The sequence below is a fragment of the Gammaproteobacteria bacterium genome (genome assembly GCA_021647245.1).
Lineage (GTDB): Bacteria > Pseudomonadota > Gammaproteobacteria > RBG-16-57-12 > RBG-16-57-12 > JAFLJP01.
Window position 1 is genome coordinate 1 of the sequence record JAKIVC010000029.1, and the last position, 16898, is coordinate 16898.

Annotated in this window: 21 protein-coding genes; 13 read left to right on the plus strand and 8 right to left on the minus strand. The window is 48.0% G+C overall.

Annotation, left to right across the window (positions count from 1 at the left end):
- Positions 1 to 236: 236 nt before the first annotated feature.
- Complete coding sequence (locus tag L3J94_09350; protein ID MCF6218939.1) at positions 237 to 518, plus strand: BrnT family toxin; 282 nt, start codon at positions 237 to 239, stop codon at positions 516 to 518.
- Positions 515 to 814, plus strand: coding sequence for a hypothetical protein (locus tag L3J94_09355; GenBank protein ID MCF6218940.1), 300 nt, complete (start codon positions 515 to 517; stop codon positions 812 to 814). Before L3J94_09350 ends, L3J94_09355 begins: the two co-directional genes overlap by 4 nt.
- A gap of 372 nt (positions 815 to 1186) precedes the next feature.
- Here L3J94_09355 and L3J94_09360 read toward each other — a convergent pair whose 3' ends face one another.
- Together L3J94_09360 and L3J94_09365 are read right to left on the minus strand one after the other, a co-directional pair.
- Positions 1187 to 1960, minus strand: a complete 774-nt coding sequence (locus tag L3J94_09360; GenBank protein MCF6218941.1) for an ABC transporter permease — start codon at positions 1958 to 1960, stop codon at positions 1187 to 1189.
- Between the two features lies 1 nt (position 1961).
- Positions 1962 to 2888, minus strand: a complete 927-nt coding sequence (locus L3J94_09365) for an ABC transporter ATP-binding protein (protein ID MCF6218942.1) — start codon at positions 2886 to 2888, stop codon at positions 1962 to 1964.
- A 106-nt stretch (positions 2889 to 2994) separates the two neighbouring features.
- On the opposite strand from L3J94_09365, the gene L3J94_09370 reads away from it, so the two are divergent.
- Complete coding sequence (locus tag L3J94_09370; protein ID MCF6218943.1) at positions 2995 to 4161, plus strand: Hpt domain-containing protein; 1167 nt, start codon at positions 2995 to 2997, stop codon at positions 4159 to 4161.
- A gap of 210 nt (positions 4162 to 4371) precedes the next feature.
- Here the strand turns inward: L3J94_09370 and L3J94_09375 are convergent, their stop codons facing one another.
- Together L3J94_09375 and L3J94_09380 are read right to left on the minus strand one after the other, a co-directional pair.
- Positions 4372 to 4818: a cytochrome c gene (locus L3J94_09375; protein ID MCF6218944.1), complete on the minus strand. Its 447-nt coding sequence runs from the start codon at positions 4816 to 4818 to the stop codon at positions 4372 to 4374.
- Positions 4819 to 4880: 62 nt separating this feature from the next.
- Positions 4881 to 6572 carry a cytochrome c family protein gene (locus L3J94_09380; protein ID MCF6218945.1) on the minus strand — a complete coding sequence of 564 codons (1692 nt, stop codon included), beginning with the start codon at positions 6570 to 6572 and terminating at the stop codon, positions 4881 to 4883.
- Between the two features lie 258 nt (positions 6573 to 6830).
- On the opposite strand from L3J94_09380, the gene L3J94_09385 reads away from it, so the two are divergent.
- Complete coding sequence (locus L3J94_09385) at positions 6831 to 7208, plus strand: hypothetical protein (protein ID MCF6218946.1); 378 nt, start codon at positions 6831 to 6833, stop codon at positions 7206 to 7208.
- A 6-nt stretch (positions 7209 to 7214) separates the two neighbouring features.
- On the opposite strand, the gene L3J94_09390 is transcribed toward L3J94_09385, so the two are convergent.
- Positions 7215 to 8357, minus strand: coding sequence for an NAD-binding protein (locus L3J94_09390; protein ID MCF6218947.1), 1143 nt, complete (start codon positions 8355 to 8357; stop codon positions 7215 to 7217).
- 144 nt (positions 8358 to 8501) lie between these two features.
- Between L3J94_09390 and L3J94_09395 the strand changes: the two genes are divergently transcribed.
- The 5 genes from L3J94_09395 to L3J94_09415 all read left to right on the plus strand — a co-directional run bounded on the left by L3J94_09395 (position 8502) and on the right by L3J94_09415 (position 11562).
- Complete coding sequence (locus L3J94_09395; protein MCF6218948.1) at positions 8502 to 8750, plus strand: hypothetical protein; 249 nt, start codon at positions 8502 to 8504, stop codon at positions 8748 to 8750.
- Positions 8747 to 9466 carry an rRNA pseudouridine synthase gene (locus L3J94_09400; GenBank protein MCF6218949.1) on the plus strand — a complete coding sequence of 240 codons (720 nt, stop codon included), beginning with the start codon at positions 8747 to 8749 and terminating at the stop codon, positions 9464 to 9466. Before L3J94_09395 ends, L3J94_09400 begins: the two co-directional genes overlap by 4 nt.
- Positions 9467 to 9949 (plus strand): sel1 repeat family protein, encoded by a 483-nt coding sequence (locus L3J94_09405; protein MCF6218950.1) that lies wholly within the window; start codon positions 9467 to 9469, stop codon positions 9947 to 9949. It begins immediately after the preceding gene.
- A gap of 169 nt (positions 9950 to 10118) precedes the next feature.
- A complete protein-coding gene (locus L3J94_09410) occupies positions 10119 to 10598 on the plus strand; it encodes a hypothetical protein (GenBank protein MCF6218951.1) in 480 nt (159 codons plus the stop codon).
- Between the two features lie 490 nt (positions 10599 to 11088).
- Positions 11089 to 11562, plus strand: a complete 474-nt coding sequence (locus tag L3J94_09415) for a chemotaxis protein CheX (protein MCF6218952.1) — start codon at positions 11089 to 11091, stop codon at positions 11560 to 11562.
- 115 nt (positions 11563 to 11677) lie between these two features.
- Here the strand turns inward: L3J94_09415 and L3J94_09420 are convergent, their stop codons facing one another.
- Positions 11678 to 11956: a hypothetical protein gene (locus L3J94_09420; protein ID MCF6218953.1), complete on the minus strand. Its 279-nt coding sequence runs from the start codon at positions 11954 to 11956 to the stop codon at positions 11678 to 11680.
- Between the two features lie 292 nt (positions 11957 to 12248).
- On the opposite strand from L3J94_09420, the gene L3J94_09425 reads away from it, so the two are divergent.
- Positions 12249 to 12524: a hypothetical protein gene (locus L3J94_09425; protein ID MCF6218954.1), complete on the plus strand. Its 276-nt coding sequence runs from the start codon at positions 12249 to 12251 to the stop codon at positions 12522 to 12524.
- A gap of 279 nt (positions 12525 to 12803) precedes the next feature.
- Positions 12804 to 13688 (plus strand): prenyltransferase, encoded by an 885-nt coding sequence (locus tag L3J94_09430; protein MCF6218955.1) that lies wholly within the window; start codon positions 12804 to 12806, stop codon positions 13686 to 13688.
- On the opposite strand, the gene L3J94_09435 is transcribed toward L3J94_09430, so the two are convergent.
- The gene (locus L3J94_09435; protein MCF6218956.1) at positions 13685 to 14146 is read right to left on the minus strand and encodes a DUF4124 domain-containing protein; all 462 of its coding nucleotides are present in this window, start codon (positions 14144 to 14146) and stop codon (positions 13685 to 13687) included. The two genes, L3J94_09430 and L3J94_09435, sit on opposite strands and share 4 nt — an antisense overlap.
- Complete coding sequence (locus tag L3J94_09440; protein ID MCF6218957.1) at positions 14146 to 14490, minus strand: phenylpyruvate tautomerase MIF-related protein; 345 nt, start codon at positions 14488 to 14490, stop codon at positions 14146 to 14148. Before L3J94_09440 ends, L3J94_09435 begins: the two co-directional genes overlap by 1 nt.
- A 161-nt stretch (positions 14491 to 14651) precedes the next feature.
- On the opposite strand from L3J94_09440, the gene L3J94_09445 reads away from it, so the two are divergent.
- Both L3J94_09445 and ilvN read left to right on the plus strand, forming a co-directional pair.
- A complete protein-coding gene (locus tag L3J94_09445; GenBank protein ID MCF6218958.1) occupies positions 14652 to 16349 on the plus strand; it encodes an acetolactate synthase 3 large subunit in 1698 nt (565 codons plus the stop codon).
- Positions 16350 to 16351: 2 nt separating this feature from the next.
- Positions 16352 to 16846 carry an acetolactate synthase small subunit gene (gene ilvN, locus L3J94_09450; GenBank protein ID MCF6218959.1) on the plus strand — a complete coding sequence of 165 codons (495 nt, stop codon included), beginning with the start codon at positions 16352 to 16354 and terminating at the stop codon, positions 16844 to 16846.
- Positions 16847 to 16898: the final 52 nt, after the last annotated feature.

The following is a 16898-nucleotide window of genomic DNA, read 5'->3' on the forward strand; positions in this document are numbered from 1 at the left end:
TCTGCATTGAGCGAACAAAAAAACACTCGACTCGTTCAGCAGAAAGAACAACGAGGGCGTTATTCTGCTTCTTTAGCTTGAGGGTGGGTGATAATCCACCACCCTCAGGCCAATAAGTGATCACTTTGGGGGGGGTGATTTGCGGTGTGCTTACTTGCAGGATTTAGGTTTCAGGAAGTTAAAAATATCATTTAAGTGAGGTCAATAGGCACACATTTATGCTATGGCCTTTAAATATGAAACCTATCAATTGGAATCCAAGAGATAAAAACCAAGCTCTTATTGAAAGAAGAGGCATCTCATTTGAAGATGTTGTTTTTTACTTGCAGTCTGGTGGATTATTGGATGATGTTTTGCATCCAAACAAAGAAAAACATCCACATCAGCGAGTGTTTGTAGTTTCGATTGATCAATATGTGCACTTGGTTCCCTATGTCGAAAATGATGAAGAAATATTCTTGAAAACGGTTATTCCAAGCAGGAAAGTAACCCGGCAATACCTTGGAGGTAAAAAATGAAAAAACTTCAATTGGATGCAGAAGAGCAAGAAATATTAGAAGCTTTTGAAGCGGGTGAGTTTCAATCAGACATGCCGCACTCTCGTAAAGAATTTATTGAGCAATCAGCAGCCCAAACATTCAAGAAAGATAAACGAATAAATATAAGAATATCAGGGAGAGATCTTGCTGCTATTCAAAGGCGAGCATTAGAAGAAGGTATGCCGTATCAAACATTGGTAGCCAGCATTCTACATAAATATGTTTCTGGCAGTCTGTATGATGTCACGGCAAATAGATCAACGGACAGAGCTTAGGAGGTGATAATTTAACCCTAATATGTTGGATTATTATTCAGTTAAAAATTTAAGCTTGTTTTATGAGGCTTCAAGTAGGCTGCGCTGTAATGAGCTTTGAAAGTGAAATAAAGCATCTAATCGGGTAGCCAAGGGTTTCTACCCTCAGTCCCCACACCATCCCGCATGCGGCTCCGCACGGGGCGGTTCCCCACGATGTTTTAAAGTCACAACATGCAGTGACCAAGTGGACTGCCAAATAGTTTTGCAAGAGGCATATATGATGCAGTATTACAATGTTGATCGACCCCATCAGTATAATCTAAGGGTTATTCCCCGTGATAGCGGAAGAAAAACTTAACTTATTGTTCGGTAGTCGTTGACCACTACACGTTAGCTGCGGGTGCCTTTGCCCGTATTGAGAAGCCAGAGTGCAAAAAGGGAGAGTCCGGCAATGAAGAGTAGAATGAGGCCAAATGAGGCGAAGGGGGTAATGTCGGAGCTGCCCAATATGCCGTAACGAAAGCCGTTGACCATGTAGAGGATCGGGTTGGCAAGTGAGACGCTCTGCCAGAATTCGGGCAACATGCTAATGGAGTAAAAGATTCCACCCAGATAGGTGAGGGGAGTCAGAATGAAGGTGGGGACGATGGAGATGTCATCAAATGAGTTGGCGTAGATGCCGTTAACCAGGCCTGCCAGTGAAAAGAGAATGGCGGTGAGCAGCGCAATGGCGATGGTGATGCCGTAGTGAGCAATGTTGAGGTCACTAAAAAAGAGCGACACTAAGGTCACCGCGATACCAACCACTAGGCCACGGGCAACACCACCGGCAACAAAGCCGCAGAGGATGATGTAACTCGGTAGGGGGGCTACCAGCATCTCCTGAATATGGTTTTGGTATTTTGCGCTGTAAAATGAGGAGACTACGTTGCTGTATGAGTTGGTGATAATCGCCATCAATATTAGGCCGGGCACAATATAATCCATATATTTGTAACCCTCCATGTCACCAATCTGTGAGCCGATCAGACTACCAAAAATGACAAAGTAGAGTGAAGTGGTGATGACCGGTGGCAGAATGGTCTGCATCCAGATACGCATGAAGCGCATGACCTCTTTAATGAGTATGGTCTGGAAGGCGATATATTTTTCTGATGCCGTCATTTTATTGGCCACCGTTGTGTTGATTTACCAGGCTCAAAAAAAGCTGCTCCAGTCGGTTACTTTTATTGCGCATGCTTAATACTTTAATGTTGTGTTGGCTGAGTGCTTCGAAGAGTTTGTTGATGCCCGCCTCTTTAGGGATATGTACCTCAAGGGTGGTTTGGTCAATGAGGCTGATAGCATGGTCGGCAATGGTGGGAAGCACCTCAATGGGTTCGGCAAGATCCAGTACAAACGCTTCATTGTTGAGTTGGTTTAGCAGTTTTTTCATGCTGGTATTTTCAATAATTCGACCTTGATCAATAATCGCAATATTCCGGCACAGGCTCTCTGCCTCCTCTAGGTAGTGAGTGGTGAGAATAATCGTGGTGCCTTGTGCATTGATCTCCTTTAGAAACTTCCACATGCTGTGACGTATTTCGATGTCGACCCCTGCGGTGGGTTCATCCAGAATAAGTAGCTTCGGCTCATGTACCAGTGCTCGAGCAATCATCAAACGTCGTTTCATCCCTCCCGAAAGATTGCGCGACATGGTGCGGCGCTTTTCCCACAATCCAAGCTGTTTGAGATACTTTTCTGCGCGTTGGGTCGCCGTGGTGCGGTCGATGCCGTAATAACCGGCCTGATTAACAATCACCTCTTGCACTGGCTCCCACGCATTGAAATTGAACTCTTGCGGCACCAAACCAATGCATGACTTGGCTGCTTCCAGCTCATGGTCGATATTGTGACCAAATATCGATACCTCTCCGGCACTTTTATTGATCAATGAACTGAGGATGCCGATGGTGGTGGATTTTCCTGCGCCATTGGGCCCAAGCAGGGCGAAAAAATCACCTTGCTCGACTGTCAGGTCGATGCCATTAAGTGCGGTCAAGCCGCTCTTATAGGTTTTTTGAAGTGCGTGAATAGAGAGTGCGGCGGTCATGGTTGTCTGGGTTCAATAGTCAAATAAGGAGTGAGATATTCTAGCATAGCTATCTCTTCTGGGTGTTTCGTATGGGTAATAAAAATATAGAATTTAATGTTAATTAATGGCGGGTTTTGTCGATGGTCATGGCGATACATTTTTATCTTTATGGGATATTGATTTTATGGCGTTAGAGTATGACTCAGAGGTTGATGGCGATCTGCTAAAAGATTTCCTCGAAGATTTTGTTGAAAAACAGCGGGAGCTTGAGGGGGATTTGATGCGCCTGGAGGCGGGTCCGGATGATCAGGAGCTGTTGGCCAATATATTTCGTGCTGTCCATACCATTAAAGGTAACGCCTGTTTTTGCAAAATGGAGCCGGTCTCACAGTTTGCACACTCGCTTGAGGAGCTATTGCAAGTATTACGCGTGGGTACGATGAGTTTTTCTCCCCAGCTGGGTGAGGTCGTGTTGCTCTCAATGGATCGCCTTAACACCATTGTGCAATGTTTTGTTGCGGGGGAGTCTCAAGAGGTTGAGCAAAACAAAAAAATTGAAGAGAGCCTGACCGACATCAGTAGTGTTCAGGGGGGTGAACAGTACGCCGCCATTCAGTATAGCCTCTGCCTGCTGAGTGAAAGTTTTGACGATCTAGGAAGTGACTTTGACCTCTCTGCAGAGAGTGGCGAAGCCGATTCGGCCGCCTCTTGTGGATTAGAGGGTGATCTGGATTACTTCTATCTTTTGATGAAGCAGTGCGAGCAACGCTCCATTTTCTGGCAGGGGCGGGGAGAGCGGATATTGGCCCTGGCCATGGAGATGAATGCACTGGCCGGAACACCGGTTGAACCCTACAAACTTACCGCCGCCATCTATCTGCACGACTTTGCCATGGGCTTGCTGCCGGAATTTATTATCTCAAAAAATGAACGATTGAATGAGAGCGAGCTGGCACAGTTACGAAACCACCCACTGGTTGCTGCACAATTGGTGGAGCGCCTCTCCGGATGGGAGGGGGTGAGCGAGATGATCCTGCAACACCATGAGCGCGTCGATGGCAACGGTTATCCGAAACAACTTAAAGGTGATGCTATCTGCGAGGGTGCTCAGCTCATCAGTGTGGTAGATGCCTATATCTCACTGACGCGACCAAGGGCTGATCGCCTGCATAAACGCTCAGTGATGCGCGCCATACTGGAGCTGAACAATAATAAATCCACACAGTTTTCAGAACGCTGGGTAAGGGTGTTGAATACGGTGGTTAAGCAGCACTATTTAAATCCAGCCTAGGAGAGCCTCGGACTGAGGGTGAATCGACTGCGGAAAAGCCATTCCGGTCCCTTTCTCCGATCTTTTTCGTTGAATATGCCTAATATCAACCTCAAACGATCAAAAAAATGGACTCAAAATGGCTTTCCCTCGCTGCGATCATCTCAGTCCGACAGGCCTCCTAGCGGTTTTATGCTCACTGCTTGGGCTGGATTCGATTTATGAAATATTTTACTGTTTGCCGTAAAAATGCGCTTGAAATTTTTCACGGTAAGTTTCATGACAGCTCAGGCAGTTGTTCTGAAGTACCGAAAAGGCAGAGATGACCGCTTGGCCATTTTTTTGCTTTGCGATTTCAGCAAGCTTGCGGGCCGATTGATGTGTCGCCATATCCCCCTCTTTGAAGGCCGCCATTTCGGTTCCCAGAAGGCTCATAATGCGCATTCGCTCACTCACCGGGGGTTTGGGATGGTCTGCGATTTTCAGTGCCGCCTCTTCTACTCGCGGCCAATCTTCGCTTGAAATACCGGCCGTTATATTTTGCATCTCCTGCCCCATATCAAACATGATTTTTTGCAACACCAACGGCTCGCTCTGTTCGGCGATTGTTGGGCTGGAAAACAACAGGGTGATCATGGCGGTGCTAAATACACCCTTTCTAATGCGGCAAGTTTTCAATTTTTGTCTCCTCTGGTTTTTGTTGGGTAATCGTCGCTAAGTTAGCCCCGTGGTCGGTTCGACTACGGTATCTGAAACTGTAGTTTTGTCATGGGTACAAACTTGAAAGTAGAGGCGCTATACATCGCTTCAAAGTCTGCAACTTCAAGGCTTGAGTCCTGAAATAGGTCCTGACCAAATGCGTAGGATAAGGTTTGGTAGAGCAGCTCAGCCGTGATGGTGTAGCTACCCGTGGGTAGCCCATCGATTCGATAGCTGATTTGATCACTGCCGCCGATGAAGTTGGGGTCAGTGCGTGCATGACCTTTTACCGCAACGTCATTGGGCACTGTCTCTTTATTAAACCCCGTGGGGAGTATGCGGTTATCTTTTAGGTATTTCATGCTACGCAGCAGGGTATAGTTCACCTCTTCGTCACTGTTGCCCATAATCGCTTCATACACCTGTACTTGGTCTGCGGAGGTGATGAGATCATGGTGCAGCTCGTAGCGGGATAGGTCACTATCCGCATCCAGACCCTCTACGCTGCCATTCTCATTGGGCCGGCCAGATTCAAAAACAATATCTCCGCCACTGTCACGCACTGTTACATGTAGTACCACGCGGCGTGAAGGGTATCCGCTGGGTAGTTTATGCCCGGTCTGGCTCTCTATTTTCAAGGTGAAACCCAACTGGCCATTAACCAAGGAGGATTGTAGTCGCTGAATGCTGGCCGCGTTGGATAGCATTGTTTCCGTTTTGGCGATGGTCTCGGCAAAGTTATTTGAAAGAATGCCGAGCTGGTCGCGATTCTTATCAAAAATATCCAGCATCATCTTGTTGGCACCAATAAAGTCATGAAGCGCAAAATTGTCTCGTTGAGTGGTTAACCAGCGAGGACGCGTCGCCATAATGACACCGTCTGTGCGCGACATATGACAATCCTGGCAACTCTTTAGTTCGGCATAATCACTATGGAGCCACTCGCTATAGGGTGTTTGCTCAGGAAACTCATCTGCGTAAGTTTGACTCAAGATGGCTCCCGACCCATCCACATACGGTGTCTTTAGTTCATGGCAGGTTGCACAGAGTTCAGATTTTTGCACATGGGTGCTATAGGTTGGCGTATACCCGGTGTGATTAATCATTGGCTGGGTATATACATTATCGTAGGGGCCGTAGATGGTTTTAGCCTCATTGATCTCAAAGTGGCCGGAGAAACCGTCGGCGGTGCCCAGCTGAGGGTTGTCTGTAATTTGATGACATAAAGTACAGCTGACGGCATCCATTGCCGCATCGTGGCGCGGATGGCTCTCACTCAAGAAACCGTCGTCAAAAATAGAGAGGGTGTTACCGCTGCGACGAATCTCTTCATTCGCCATGGGCGCGTGGCAACGTGTGCATTTATCGTTAATCAGCTCGGCCAGTTGAGGGTTGCGATTGAGTTCACTGCGTACCTTGGCCAGCCAAAATGGATCACGGGTCGCATTGGCCATCATGGTGGATGACCAGTCCGTTACAATGGAGACATCATTGCCCGCCTCATCACTCAATCCATCGTGACACATGACGCAGTTTGTCGAGCCGGAAAAATGCTCAGAGGTGAAGGTGGGGTCACCTGAAGAGAGCGGGGATAACTCAAATTCAAGCTGTTCAGTGACGCTGACACTGCTGTCAACGGGTTCACTCTTATCCGGGCTGCTATTGCAGGCCGTCATCAACAAGAGATAGAGGCATCCTAAAGCGATTAACATTGATTGTTTGAATTGAAGCATCTTCACTCCTTAATTATTTATTTTTCCGGCGTGCATTAGATAATGCTAATAAGGAGTGGGTCATGCAATGTGGCAAATTGCCGCACCTTGGGGATGGCTGCTTTTTAGTGTCGGATAAATAACCATAAAATTATTATAGTATCTATCCGGCCTGTCGATATTGGAATCAGGAAATGGGCGGGTGGGCAATGTGCGATATGCCTCTGTCTTGATGAAGTGGAAAATACCAACGCTGTAATATGTTATTGAGGATGAGAGATGAAAAAGCAGATAATCTCCGGGTTTGTGATGGCTATACTGTTTTCAACCGCACAGGCTGTGAATGATGAGTATGAAGAAGCGATAACCCAGCTGAAAAATCAACAGTACCAACAGGCACTGCCGACGTTGCAATCACTGGCAGAGCAGGGCGATTCTCGTTCTATTTTCAACCTGGCTATCATGTATCACAGTGGTGTTGAGGTGGCGTTTGACGAGCAAAAAGCAGTTGAACTTTACAAAATAGCGGCACAAAACAATGTGATCGAAGCGCAGCAATATCTGGCAGCGGGTTACCGCGAAGGGTGGTGGGGTCTGCCGATGGATTATCAGAAATACCGCTACTGGATGGATAAGGCAGAAAACCCGGATAACTGAGCGGTTTTAGCGGCCTGTCGAGTGGTCACTGCTTAGCTGTATCGCCTCGATTGCGGATTGTAGACAATGCTTAATATCTTGATCGTTCGGCAGGGTATCCGCGTTGACCATGATGATCAGGGCGCGGGTAGTGACCTGTGAATTTGGACTGGGGTTGGTGATGGCCTCCCCTTCTTGATTGATATATGACATGGCAGTGCCCAACCCCGCTTGCATAATACGAACCACAATATCTGCCCATGAGGTGTTGTTAATCTCTACTGGATAACGCCGTGGGTGCGCGCCGCTATGGGTAAACAGATCTTCCAACAGCTGCTCAGACCCAGGGGCAACCAACGTGCGCACCAGCACCTCAGGATAAGCTCGTATCGGCCTGATAACGGTATTGAAGCCGAGCCGGTGAAAACGGGCACGGTTACCATCTTCCACACACTCGACAATCACCTTGTTCTTATCCAAATCCAGGTCAGCCAATCGCGCAATAATATCGTAGCTCAGGGCATCTGAAATACTTTCATGTTCATTTTTGGATAACACAATAATGTGTTTGGCGTGGGTGATGTTGACCATTTTGAAGCTCTCATCAACATCGGGCGCGCCGTGGTAATGGATTACGCCAAGATCCCTCAGCTCACGGGGCAGTGCGTTGGGGTATTGGCGGGTCATGATTTGAATTGGAATATCTGCATAGTTGCTATCATTGCGAATCTGCGTGATCAGCATTTTGAAAAAACGGTCACCGCCGTGTGCAGGGGTGTTAATAATGACGATGTGATTTTTCATGTTCCAGCTCCACTGACCTTTGATTTTTCGTGATTTACGTTCATTGCGTGCCTCCAAATATTCGCCTGCAAAATTTGCGAGCACAAAAATCCCCCCGCAATAGAGCAGCAGCGCTGTTGTCCAGCGCCCCGCTGTTGTGGTTGCAGAGATGTCACCATAACCCACCGTGGTCGCTGTGGTCAGGGTTAGCCAGGCAGCATCACCCCATGATAACCCCTCGAACAGTGTCATTAAAAAAGCGTGGGCGATTAAAATAATCAGCAGGAACGTAAAGGACTTAAAGATGCTGAAACCCACCGCGTGGTCGCGCAGATAGACGGCCTTTTGGCGCTGTTTACTTAATATTGCATTTAAACGCGGTATCATGCGGGTACTCTGATTCAGATATTTGCTGGCGCAATGGTAGCGAATTAGCAGGAAGAGTGGAACTCTACGGTTGGTTTTTATCCGCCGGGTGTTAAGATTTATCTCGGGCTGAATATTTTAAAGTTTTTTTCTAAGGTTAACATGATGAAATGGTTCTGTTTTTTACTCTTATCACTGCTGCTGATGCCGGCTTATGCGGCCACCTATCAATGCACACTACCGGAGGGTGAGGTGGTGAGTAGTGCTCAACCCTGTGCCGAAAAAGTCGTGCGGGTTGATGAAAAAGTTTACCCTAATAACATCTCATCACGGGCGCAGGCAGTGGCCCGCGCCGAGGCCATAAGGGCGAAGCGCGCAGCGGCTTTAGCAAAGCCACAGGGCAACGGACTATGAGCGAACCGATACGACTTGATAAACGGCTGGTGGCACTGATTCAGTGCTCCCGTGGTGAAGCACAAAAATATATTGAGGGGGGCTGGGTGCGGGTGGATGGTGAAATGGTCGACCAGCCGCAATTTAAGGTCACATCGGAGAAAATCGAGCTGCATACGAATGCTACACTGACCCCCGTCATACCCGCCACAATACTGTTTCACCAGCAGGATGGCTATGACCTGGCAGCCCCCGCAGCGGCGTTGCCACTGATTACCCCACAAACACGCTCGATGGATGATGGCTCAGGCATCACCTTGCTTAAGCGTCATCTGGCCCGCCAGCGGCCAACCGTACCACTGGAATCGGGGGCAACCGGGCTGCTGGTTTTCTCTCAGGATGGCCGTATCCTGCGCCGCTTGATTGATGATGCCAGCAAAAATGAGCAAGAGTATGTAGTGGAGGTGGCGGGTGAAATAGCCGCTGATGGCATCGACCTGCTCAATCAGCCCATGATGCAAGAGGGTTGGCAACTGCCCAGCGCCAAAGTGAGCTGGCAGAGTGACCACTGCTTACGCTTCGCACTAAAAAATGTCCGCCCAGGGCAAATTGAATACATGTGCCAGCAGGTTGGTTTGAACGTAGTTTCAATGTTGCGGATCCGGATTGGCCGTGTCTCGATGGGGAAGCTAAAACCAGGCGAGTGGCGTTACCTCCCTTCAGGAAGCCTATTCTAAATGTTGGATATAAAACGACCTATCGCACTTTTTATATTGCTCGGTATGGCGGGTTGCAGCCCGGCCATTGACTCCTGCCTAGATGATGGAATATCCATGGCACAGGTACAAAGCTACCTTGAACAGGGGCGGCGAGATGAATTGTTGAACCAGCTACAGATCCGCGCTAATAGCGGCGAGGCGGCATCACAATATTTTCTGGGTTTTATCTACTGGTCTGACGAGCCTGAAAAGTCACTTGAGTGGTTTGAAGCATCTGCTGAAAACGGTTGCCTTGAGGGCGTGAATTACCTCGCACAAACCTATCTTGACGGCAAGGTGGTTCATAAGAATGAACCACAGGCTTTTTACTGGTATTTGCGCCTAGCAGAAACAGGGGATCACAATGCCATGAAAATGGTCTCTCACATGTATGAAATTGGCCAGGGTGTTGAAAAAAATCTGGAGCAATCCCGTGAATGGGCGACTAAGAGCTGGCAGTAACTCTTCAGCGTATTCATGAATCACTAGAAGAGCCCACATGCTGAGTAGAGACTGTGAACAATCGTTTTGCCAGCTCAGATAATTCGGTGTGAATTTTTCAGGTTGTGATAGGTTTATAGGGCAGTACGGTTTTTGTCGATGTATTGAGTGATCAAATAAAGGAAGGCATATGACGGATGTTGTCATAGTGGGCGAGATAATTTGTGATATCTGCGAAAAATTAGAGCAGCCGCTCATGGCCGCAGGTGTTCACATCATTGGCTCCTCTGAGCACTTGCACGACGCACTGCCGCTGCTTGAAAAGCAGCCACGGGTTTTGATCATGGACTTTGCCGAACAGGCAGAAGTTTCACTGGGCTTGATTCGCATGATTAATATTAAAAATGCAGCAGGAAAAATACTCCTGATCTCTAATTTCACTGATGAAGAGCTGATTCTTGATGGGGTTACAGTCGGAGCAAAGGGGTATTTGGAGCAAGAGGCTTGTGGTGTATTTCTGGTAAAGGCGATTGAAGCGATAGCGCTGGGTGAAGCTTGGCTTTCGCGCAAAACAGTGGCCGCCTTACTCGAGCGCCTCGCTGAGTTCTCTGAGCACACACAGGCAGAAGAAGAGCGGGTGATCTATGGTGCAAACAACCAACTCCATTAAGCCCATACGGATACTTATTAAATTCCGCAGTAACGACTCAGTGTGTTCATCTTTTGCCCCAATGCTGGGTTGCTTTCGTACGTAAACGGTCACATATGTCCTATATGCTCCCTCTTTCGGTGCGAAATCATTGATGCCGAATTTTCTCGGAAACTTCCCCGTAAAACCAATCCTCTGCATGGTATTCGCGCAAATTCATAAAATATTCGGGCCAAGGTAAAATCGCACAGAATACTCCCAGCACACCCTCTATTGAGCAAGCTTAACTCACCTTGTGGCGAGCGACTGCGAAGAGATACAACGCAGAAGCGGCAGGTCTTGGAATCAAGATATGCAATTATGAATGATTAGAGGTCTCCTTGTGGTGAAAAAAGTCAATATTGCATTTGACCCCTTTTTTCGCACCCTTTTTTTCACGTTAAAGCCTACCTGAGGCAAGCCGCCATAGAGAGCAATTGATCCACAAACACATTCTCACCAAGGAGCACGTGTGAATCTTAGCTTTCTCAATACAGTGATTCGATCTGTCGATATCGTATTGTCAACCATGGCACGTTTAAATGTGCAGTCAGGCAAGGCGTCAATACGCCCACCCATGCAGGATTCACCCGGTATTGTTACCGGCTTAATTTCCATGTCAGGTCGACAAGCGCAAGCCTCGGTCGCCCTCTCATTCGATAAAGAGGCTATCCTCTTCATTGCTAACAAAATGCTACCCGATGAGCATACCACCATTGACCATATGACCATTGACCTCGCCGGTGAACTAGCCAATATGGTTATCGGGGATGCCAAGCGCCAATTGGAAGATAAGGGGCTGCGCTTCGAAGTTTCACTCCCGGTCATGATTGTGGGCGAAAAACATCTGATTGCCCATAAATCTACTGAGCCGGTGATTACCGTGCCTTTCACCATGGATAAAGGCACCTTTATTGTTGAAGCGGTTTACGAAGAGCGAACATAACCCCTAAGCTATACGTTAAATATAAGAAATAAATAAGTAAAAAAGGGGGTTCACTTTCTGATTTTTGGTAAGCAGGCCCTATATCCATCGCTACCGCCATTCGGCCTGTTCCCACTCAGATCAAATGACCGCCAACCATGTCGTAGACGACCGTGATGTAGTCGTGCCCCTTCGCCCAGGCCACTTCATTAACACCACTATATTTCAGGCCTGTAAGCTGTGTAGGGTCAAGTGCCGGAAGCGTTTTTTCCAGGTAAGCTCTATCGATATTTTTTACGGTTTCCCAGTGTAATCCCAAATGCCTAGCAATGGCCTGAATGCCCATGTGGCGACACAGGCCGCTGACCATATGGCAAGCGCTGAGTGAAGCGGTATCCCTTGTCGACGAACTCACAAGACTCCAGGCATCGCTCATTTTTGCTGATAAACACCTGTGCCAGCTCAATGTCGATACTCATATCCTGTTCTATATGAAGTTGTAAAAAACCTTATATATCAACAGATTGCATGATAGTTTGCATCTTTTTTTCACTCACAAGACCGGAGAAGAGCCATAGTCGCTGAGTTTGGGGGTGCGGGTTGCTCTTTCTTATGCCACCGTGAAACCAAACCCTTACACATTATATCGCTTTTCTATCTGGAGATTAGGGTTATAATGGCTGTTTTGCCCTGACTGGATGTGCGTGATGTGTTCTGACCCCAATAAATTGTTAAAGAAGCATGATCAGTTGATTGATTCTGAGATGTTAAATGTCGTCTCCCATGTGCAGCGCCGCAGTGGTGAATGGATGATCAATACGGTGATGGTTGAGGGTGTCGATGTGCCGTTTAAATATAAACGTAAAAGTAAATATAAATCCCTTGCTGGGGCGCAGATTAATATGACCTATTACTGTGACAGTGAAGAGGTTGCCGGTTTTGAGATGGAGATTATGACGGTGGTTCGTATTAGGCGTGCTTGAGATGCGGCTGTTTTGAATCTGCTGGGTGTTTTATCTGGAGTGGCGGCCATTGTTCCAATGGCTCATCTGAATGGGCACCGCTTGTTTTGATCGTGATGTGAAACCATCTTAGTGCTCCATCTCTCCTGAATTCGTATAATATTTTATCTCTCCTGAAGTATCTCCCCAATTCTCGCGCCTTTCTCGTGCCAAGATCTCAGGGTATCTGCGGTTGATGCTGGCTTGCGTTGTGGCTTTTCGGTAGCATGGCGAGCTTGTTGATTGATCGAGGCACTATTTATGACTTCTAACCTGCTTGCGTTGTGGCGGGGTTCACGGCCTATGATGGTACTGGTGGGCATTTTTTCGGTGCTGCTGGCACTTGCTGTTGTCCATCACGATGGGGTTGCAGTGGTACCGCTGGAGGTCTTTCTGCTGCTGCTAGGGGTTGCGTTGGCCCATGCGGGCTTTAACCTTTTATGTGGTTATTACGACCTGACCAGTGGCTTCTCCTCCCGCGCTGCGGCGATGCCATTTAATAATACCAGTTGTTTGGTTGAGGCGCAGAGCGGGTTGCTGAAGAGAGCAGCCATCACCGCGATCACCTTGGCTCTGCTGCTGGGCGGCTACTTTGTCTGGATGAAGGGGGTTGAACTACTCTTTCCAATAATTTTTTCGCTGTTGATGATGCTGCTCTACCACCGTTGGTCGATGCGTAAGCCACATATCAGCTTGATTCTTCCCGGAACCATATTGGGCCCGGTGCTGACGGTGAGCGCATATTATGCGCTGACGGGCCAGTATGATTTTGATGCACTTTATATATCGCTGGCCACTTTCTTTTTGATTTGTAATCTGTTCTTGTTGAATCAATATCCTAATTATCACCTGAATCGCGAATTGGGGCGTTTCTATTTTCCGGTGGTTTTCGGCACCAAGCGCAGTAGTGTGGTGCATGTGGTTTTTTCACTGGGTGTTCTGTATGTCATCGGCATGGGGGATATTATTGGCCAGCTGCCAGAGTCGGCGCCTTGGGCGATGGTGCCGATGTTGTTGGCACTTTATGCTGTGGTGGGTGGCTTTAAATATGGAACCAATGGTGAGCGGCTGACACCCCATTTGTGGGCCAATATGGCGGCGCTGCTGTTGGTCGAGTTGATTCTGGTGCTGCTGCTTGTTTGCTAGGGGTTATCGATTTGCGCATCCATTGCCTGTTTACGCTGCTCCAGTAGTGGCTCGATAGCGCGGGCATTGTCAAGAAGCTGCTTTACCTTGTCTGGGCGGGTGAAGGGGGTGATGGGTGAGGTGCTTTGTGGAGTCTCCGTTTCAGCGGGTTGTTGTTTGATCTCTTCTGGTATGTGCATTTCAACACTTTGAACGCGGCTGATATTGGTTGTTTCATAAGTGCTATTGGGTGGTGGGGTATCACCAAATTGCCAGTTGCCATCGGCATCTTGCCATTTGTAGGCGGTGGTGGTGCTCTCGGTTATTTTATCTGCTGGTTTATTTAACAGCGCTTGTAGTGCTTCGGGTAGTGCGGGTATTTTTTCCTTGAGCTGTTGCCAGTGGTCACCAGCCACTTGTGAGCCAAAAATAGCGGCAGCGGCAATAATAATGCCGATAATAAAAAAATTTGAGCGCATTAAAATGTCCTGCTATCCCAGCCCCACAGGTGGCGTGCTGGGTTGCTGAATTCGATGTAGACCCGGTTGCTGGGAATCTGTAATTGCTGCTTGACCATTTCACACAGTGACTTGGAAAATTCAGCTGTTTTCTCTTCAGGCAGGCCAAGGCTTTTTAACTCAAGCAGGGCGCAGGGCTGCGGGTTGCCTGCAAGCATAAGTGACTGTTCTGTTTGCAGTAACACCATGACGTAGCTTTCAGGCTTTTCTAAAAGTGTTGCCACAAGGGCTGATGCGTGGCTAAGTACACTTTTTTGCTCTTCTGTCGTGAGCGATCGATTGGTTTTGATGGTGAGTAGTGGCATTTTGTTGTCTGCATTTATAGGGGCAATAGCCCCATTGTAGAGTAATGGATGTGCATATTATAGGGTGATTGAATCTGGGTATGTGCGTTTTGTGGTGAATTAGGTATAATCGACGGCTTGGGTTTTTTAGCTCGAAGAAGTTGAATTACGGGAGATTGAGTGTGGAATTGAGTGGTGCCGATATTCTTTGTCGCAGCCTCGCCGATGAGGGTGTCAAATACCTGTTTGGTTATCCGGGTGGTGCAGTGCTGCACATTTACGATGCTATTTATAGGCAGGATAAGGTTGAGCATATTTTGGTGCGTCATGAGCAGGCGGCGACCCATGCTGCCGATGGCTATGCGCGCTCTACCGGCAAGCCGGGTGTGGTTTTGGTCACCTCCGGGCCGGGCGCTACCAACGCGGTAACGGGTATCGCCACCGCTTATATGGACTCGATTCCCATGGTGGTGATCACCGGCCAGGTGCCCACTAATATGATCGGTAATGATGCTTTTCAAGAGGTTGATTCAGTAGGCATTACCCGTCCCTGTGTGAAACATAATTTTTTGGTTAAAGATGTTAAGGATCTGGCGGAGACCATAAAAAAAGCTTTCCATATCGCTTTGACGGGTCGCCCTGGGCCGGTGTTGATCGACCTTCCCAAAGATGTCACAGCAGATAAATGCGAGTACGCTTATCCTGAGAGTGTGGATATCCGCTCTTACCATCCCGTTACTAAAGGGCACCCACGGCAGATTAAACATGCTGTCGAGATGATGCTGGAGGCGAAGCGCCCGGTTCTTTATACCGGTGGTGGTGTGGTGCTGGATGATGCCTCTCAATATCTGGTTGAGTTGGCGCAAAAGCTGAACTTCCCGGTGACCAATACTTTGATGGGGCTGGGAGCTTATCCTGCTACAGAGCGTCAATTTCTGGGTATGCTGGGTATGCACGGCACTTATGAGGCGAATATGTCGATGCACCATACGGATGTATTGATCGCAATTGGTGCACGTTTTGATGACCGGGTAACCGGTAATATTGAAAAGTTTTGCCCCGATGCGCGCATTATTCATGTGGACGTTGATCCGGCCTCTATCTCAAAAAATGTCACGGTTGATGTGCCTATTGTAGGTACGGTCGGCAGTGTATTGAAAGATATGTTGGTGCTGTTGGCCGAGGTTGAGCAGCCTGCCGAGCAGAAAGAGGCGCTGGCTGAGTGGTGGAAGCAAATTGATGAGTGGCGAGCAATGGATTGCCTTAAGTTTACTCAGGGCGACGAGATCATTAAGCCACAATATGTGGTGCAGAAGCTGTGGGAGATTACCCAGGGTGATGCCTTTGTAACCTCTGATGTGGGGCAACACCAGATGTTTGCTGCACAGTACTACAAATTTGATAAGCCACGCCGCTGGATTAATTCGGGCGGCCTTGGCACTATGGGCTTTGGTTTGCCTGCGGCGATGGGCGTGCAGTTAGCGCACCCGGGTGAAACGGTTGCCTGTATCACCGGGGAGGGGAGTATTCAGATGAATATTCAGGAACTCTCCACCTGTTTACAATATTCACTGCCGATTAAAATTATAAGCCTTAATAATCGTTACTTGGGTATGGTGCGTCAGTGGCAGGAGTTTTTCTACCAGAGCCGCTACTCCATGTCTTATATGGATGCTCTGCCTGATTTTTCTGCTTTGGCTGAAAGCTACGGCCATGTGGGGATGCGTATTGAAAAGCCCGGCGATGTTGAGGGTGCCTTGATCGAAGCGATGAAGCTGAAAGATCGCCTAGTGTTTATGGACTTTGTAACGGATCAAACAGAAAATGTTTACCCGATGATTCCAGCGGGTGCCGGTCTTAATGAAATGATTTTGGTATAATTATGCGACATATCATATCGATTCTCCTTGAAAATGAAGCGGGTGCTCTTTCTCGTGTTGCCGGGCTTTTTTCGGCGCGTGGTTATAATATTGAGTCACTGACAGTAGCACCCACAGAAGATCCTTCTTTGTCACGAATGACACTGGTTACCCGTGGTTCTGATCAGATTATTGAGCAGATCACCAAGCAGCTAAACAAGCTGATCGAGGTGGTTAAGCTGATTGACCTAGTGGAAGGTGAGCACGTGGAACGTGAGTTAATGCTCATTAAAGTGGTGGCAGCAACAGCAGATGCCCGTGACGAAGTTAAGCGCCTGGTCGATATTTTTCGTGGCAACATTGTTGATGTGACCACTACGACCTATACGATTGAGCTGACCGGAACCGGCGATAAGCTGGAGGCTTTTATGGCGGCGCTGGCCGATGTGAAAATATTAGAGACAGTGCGCTCAGGTGTCTCTGGGATTTTACGTGGTGAGAAGTCACTGCATATTTAGTGAGAGGCTCTTTGTAAGAGTGGATATACAAACAAAGATCTCAGTGTACAAT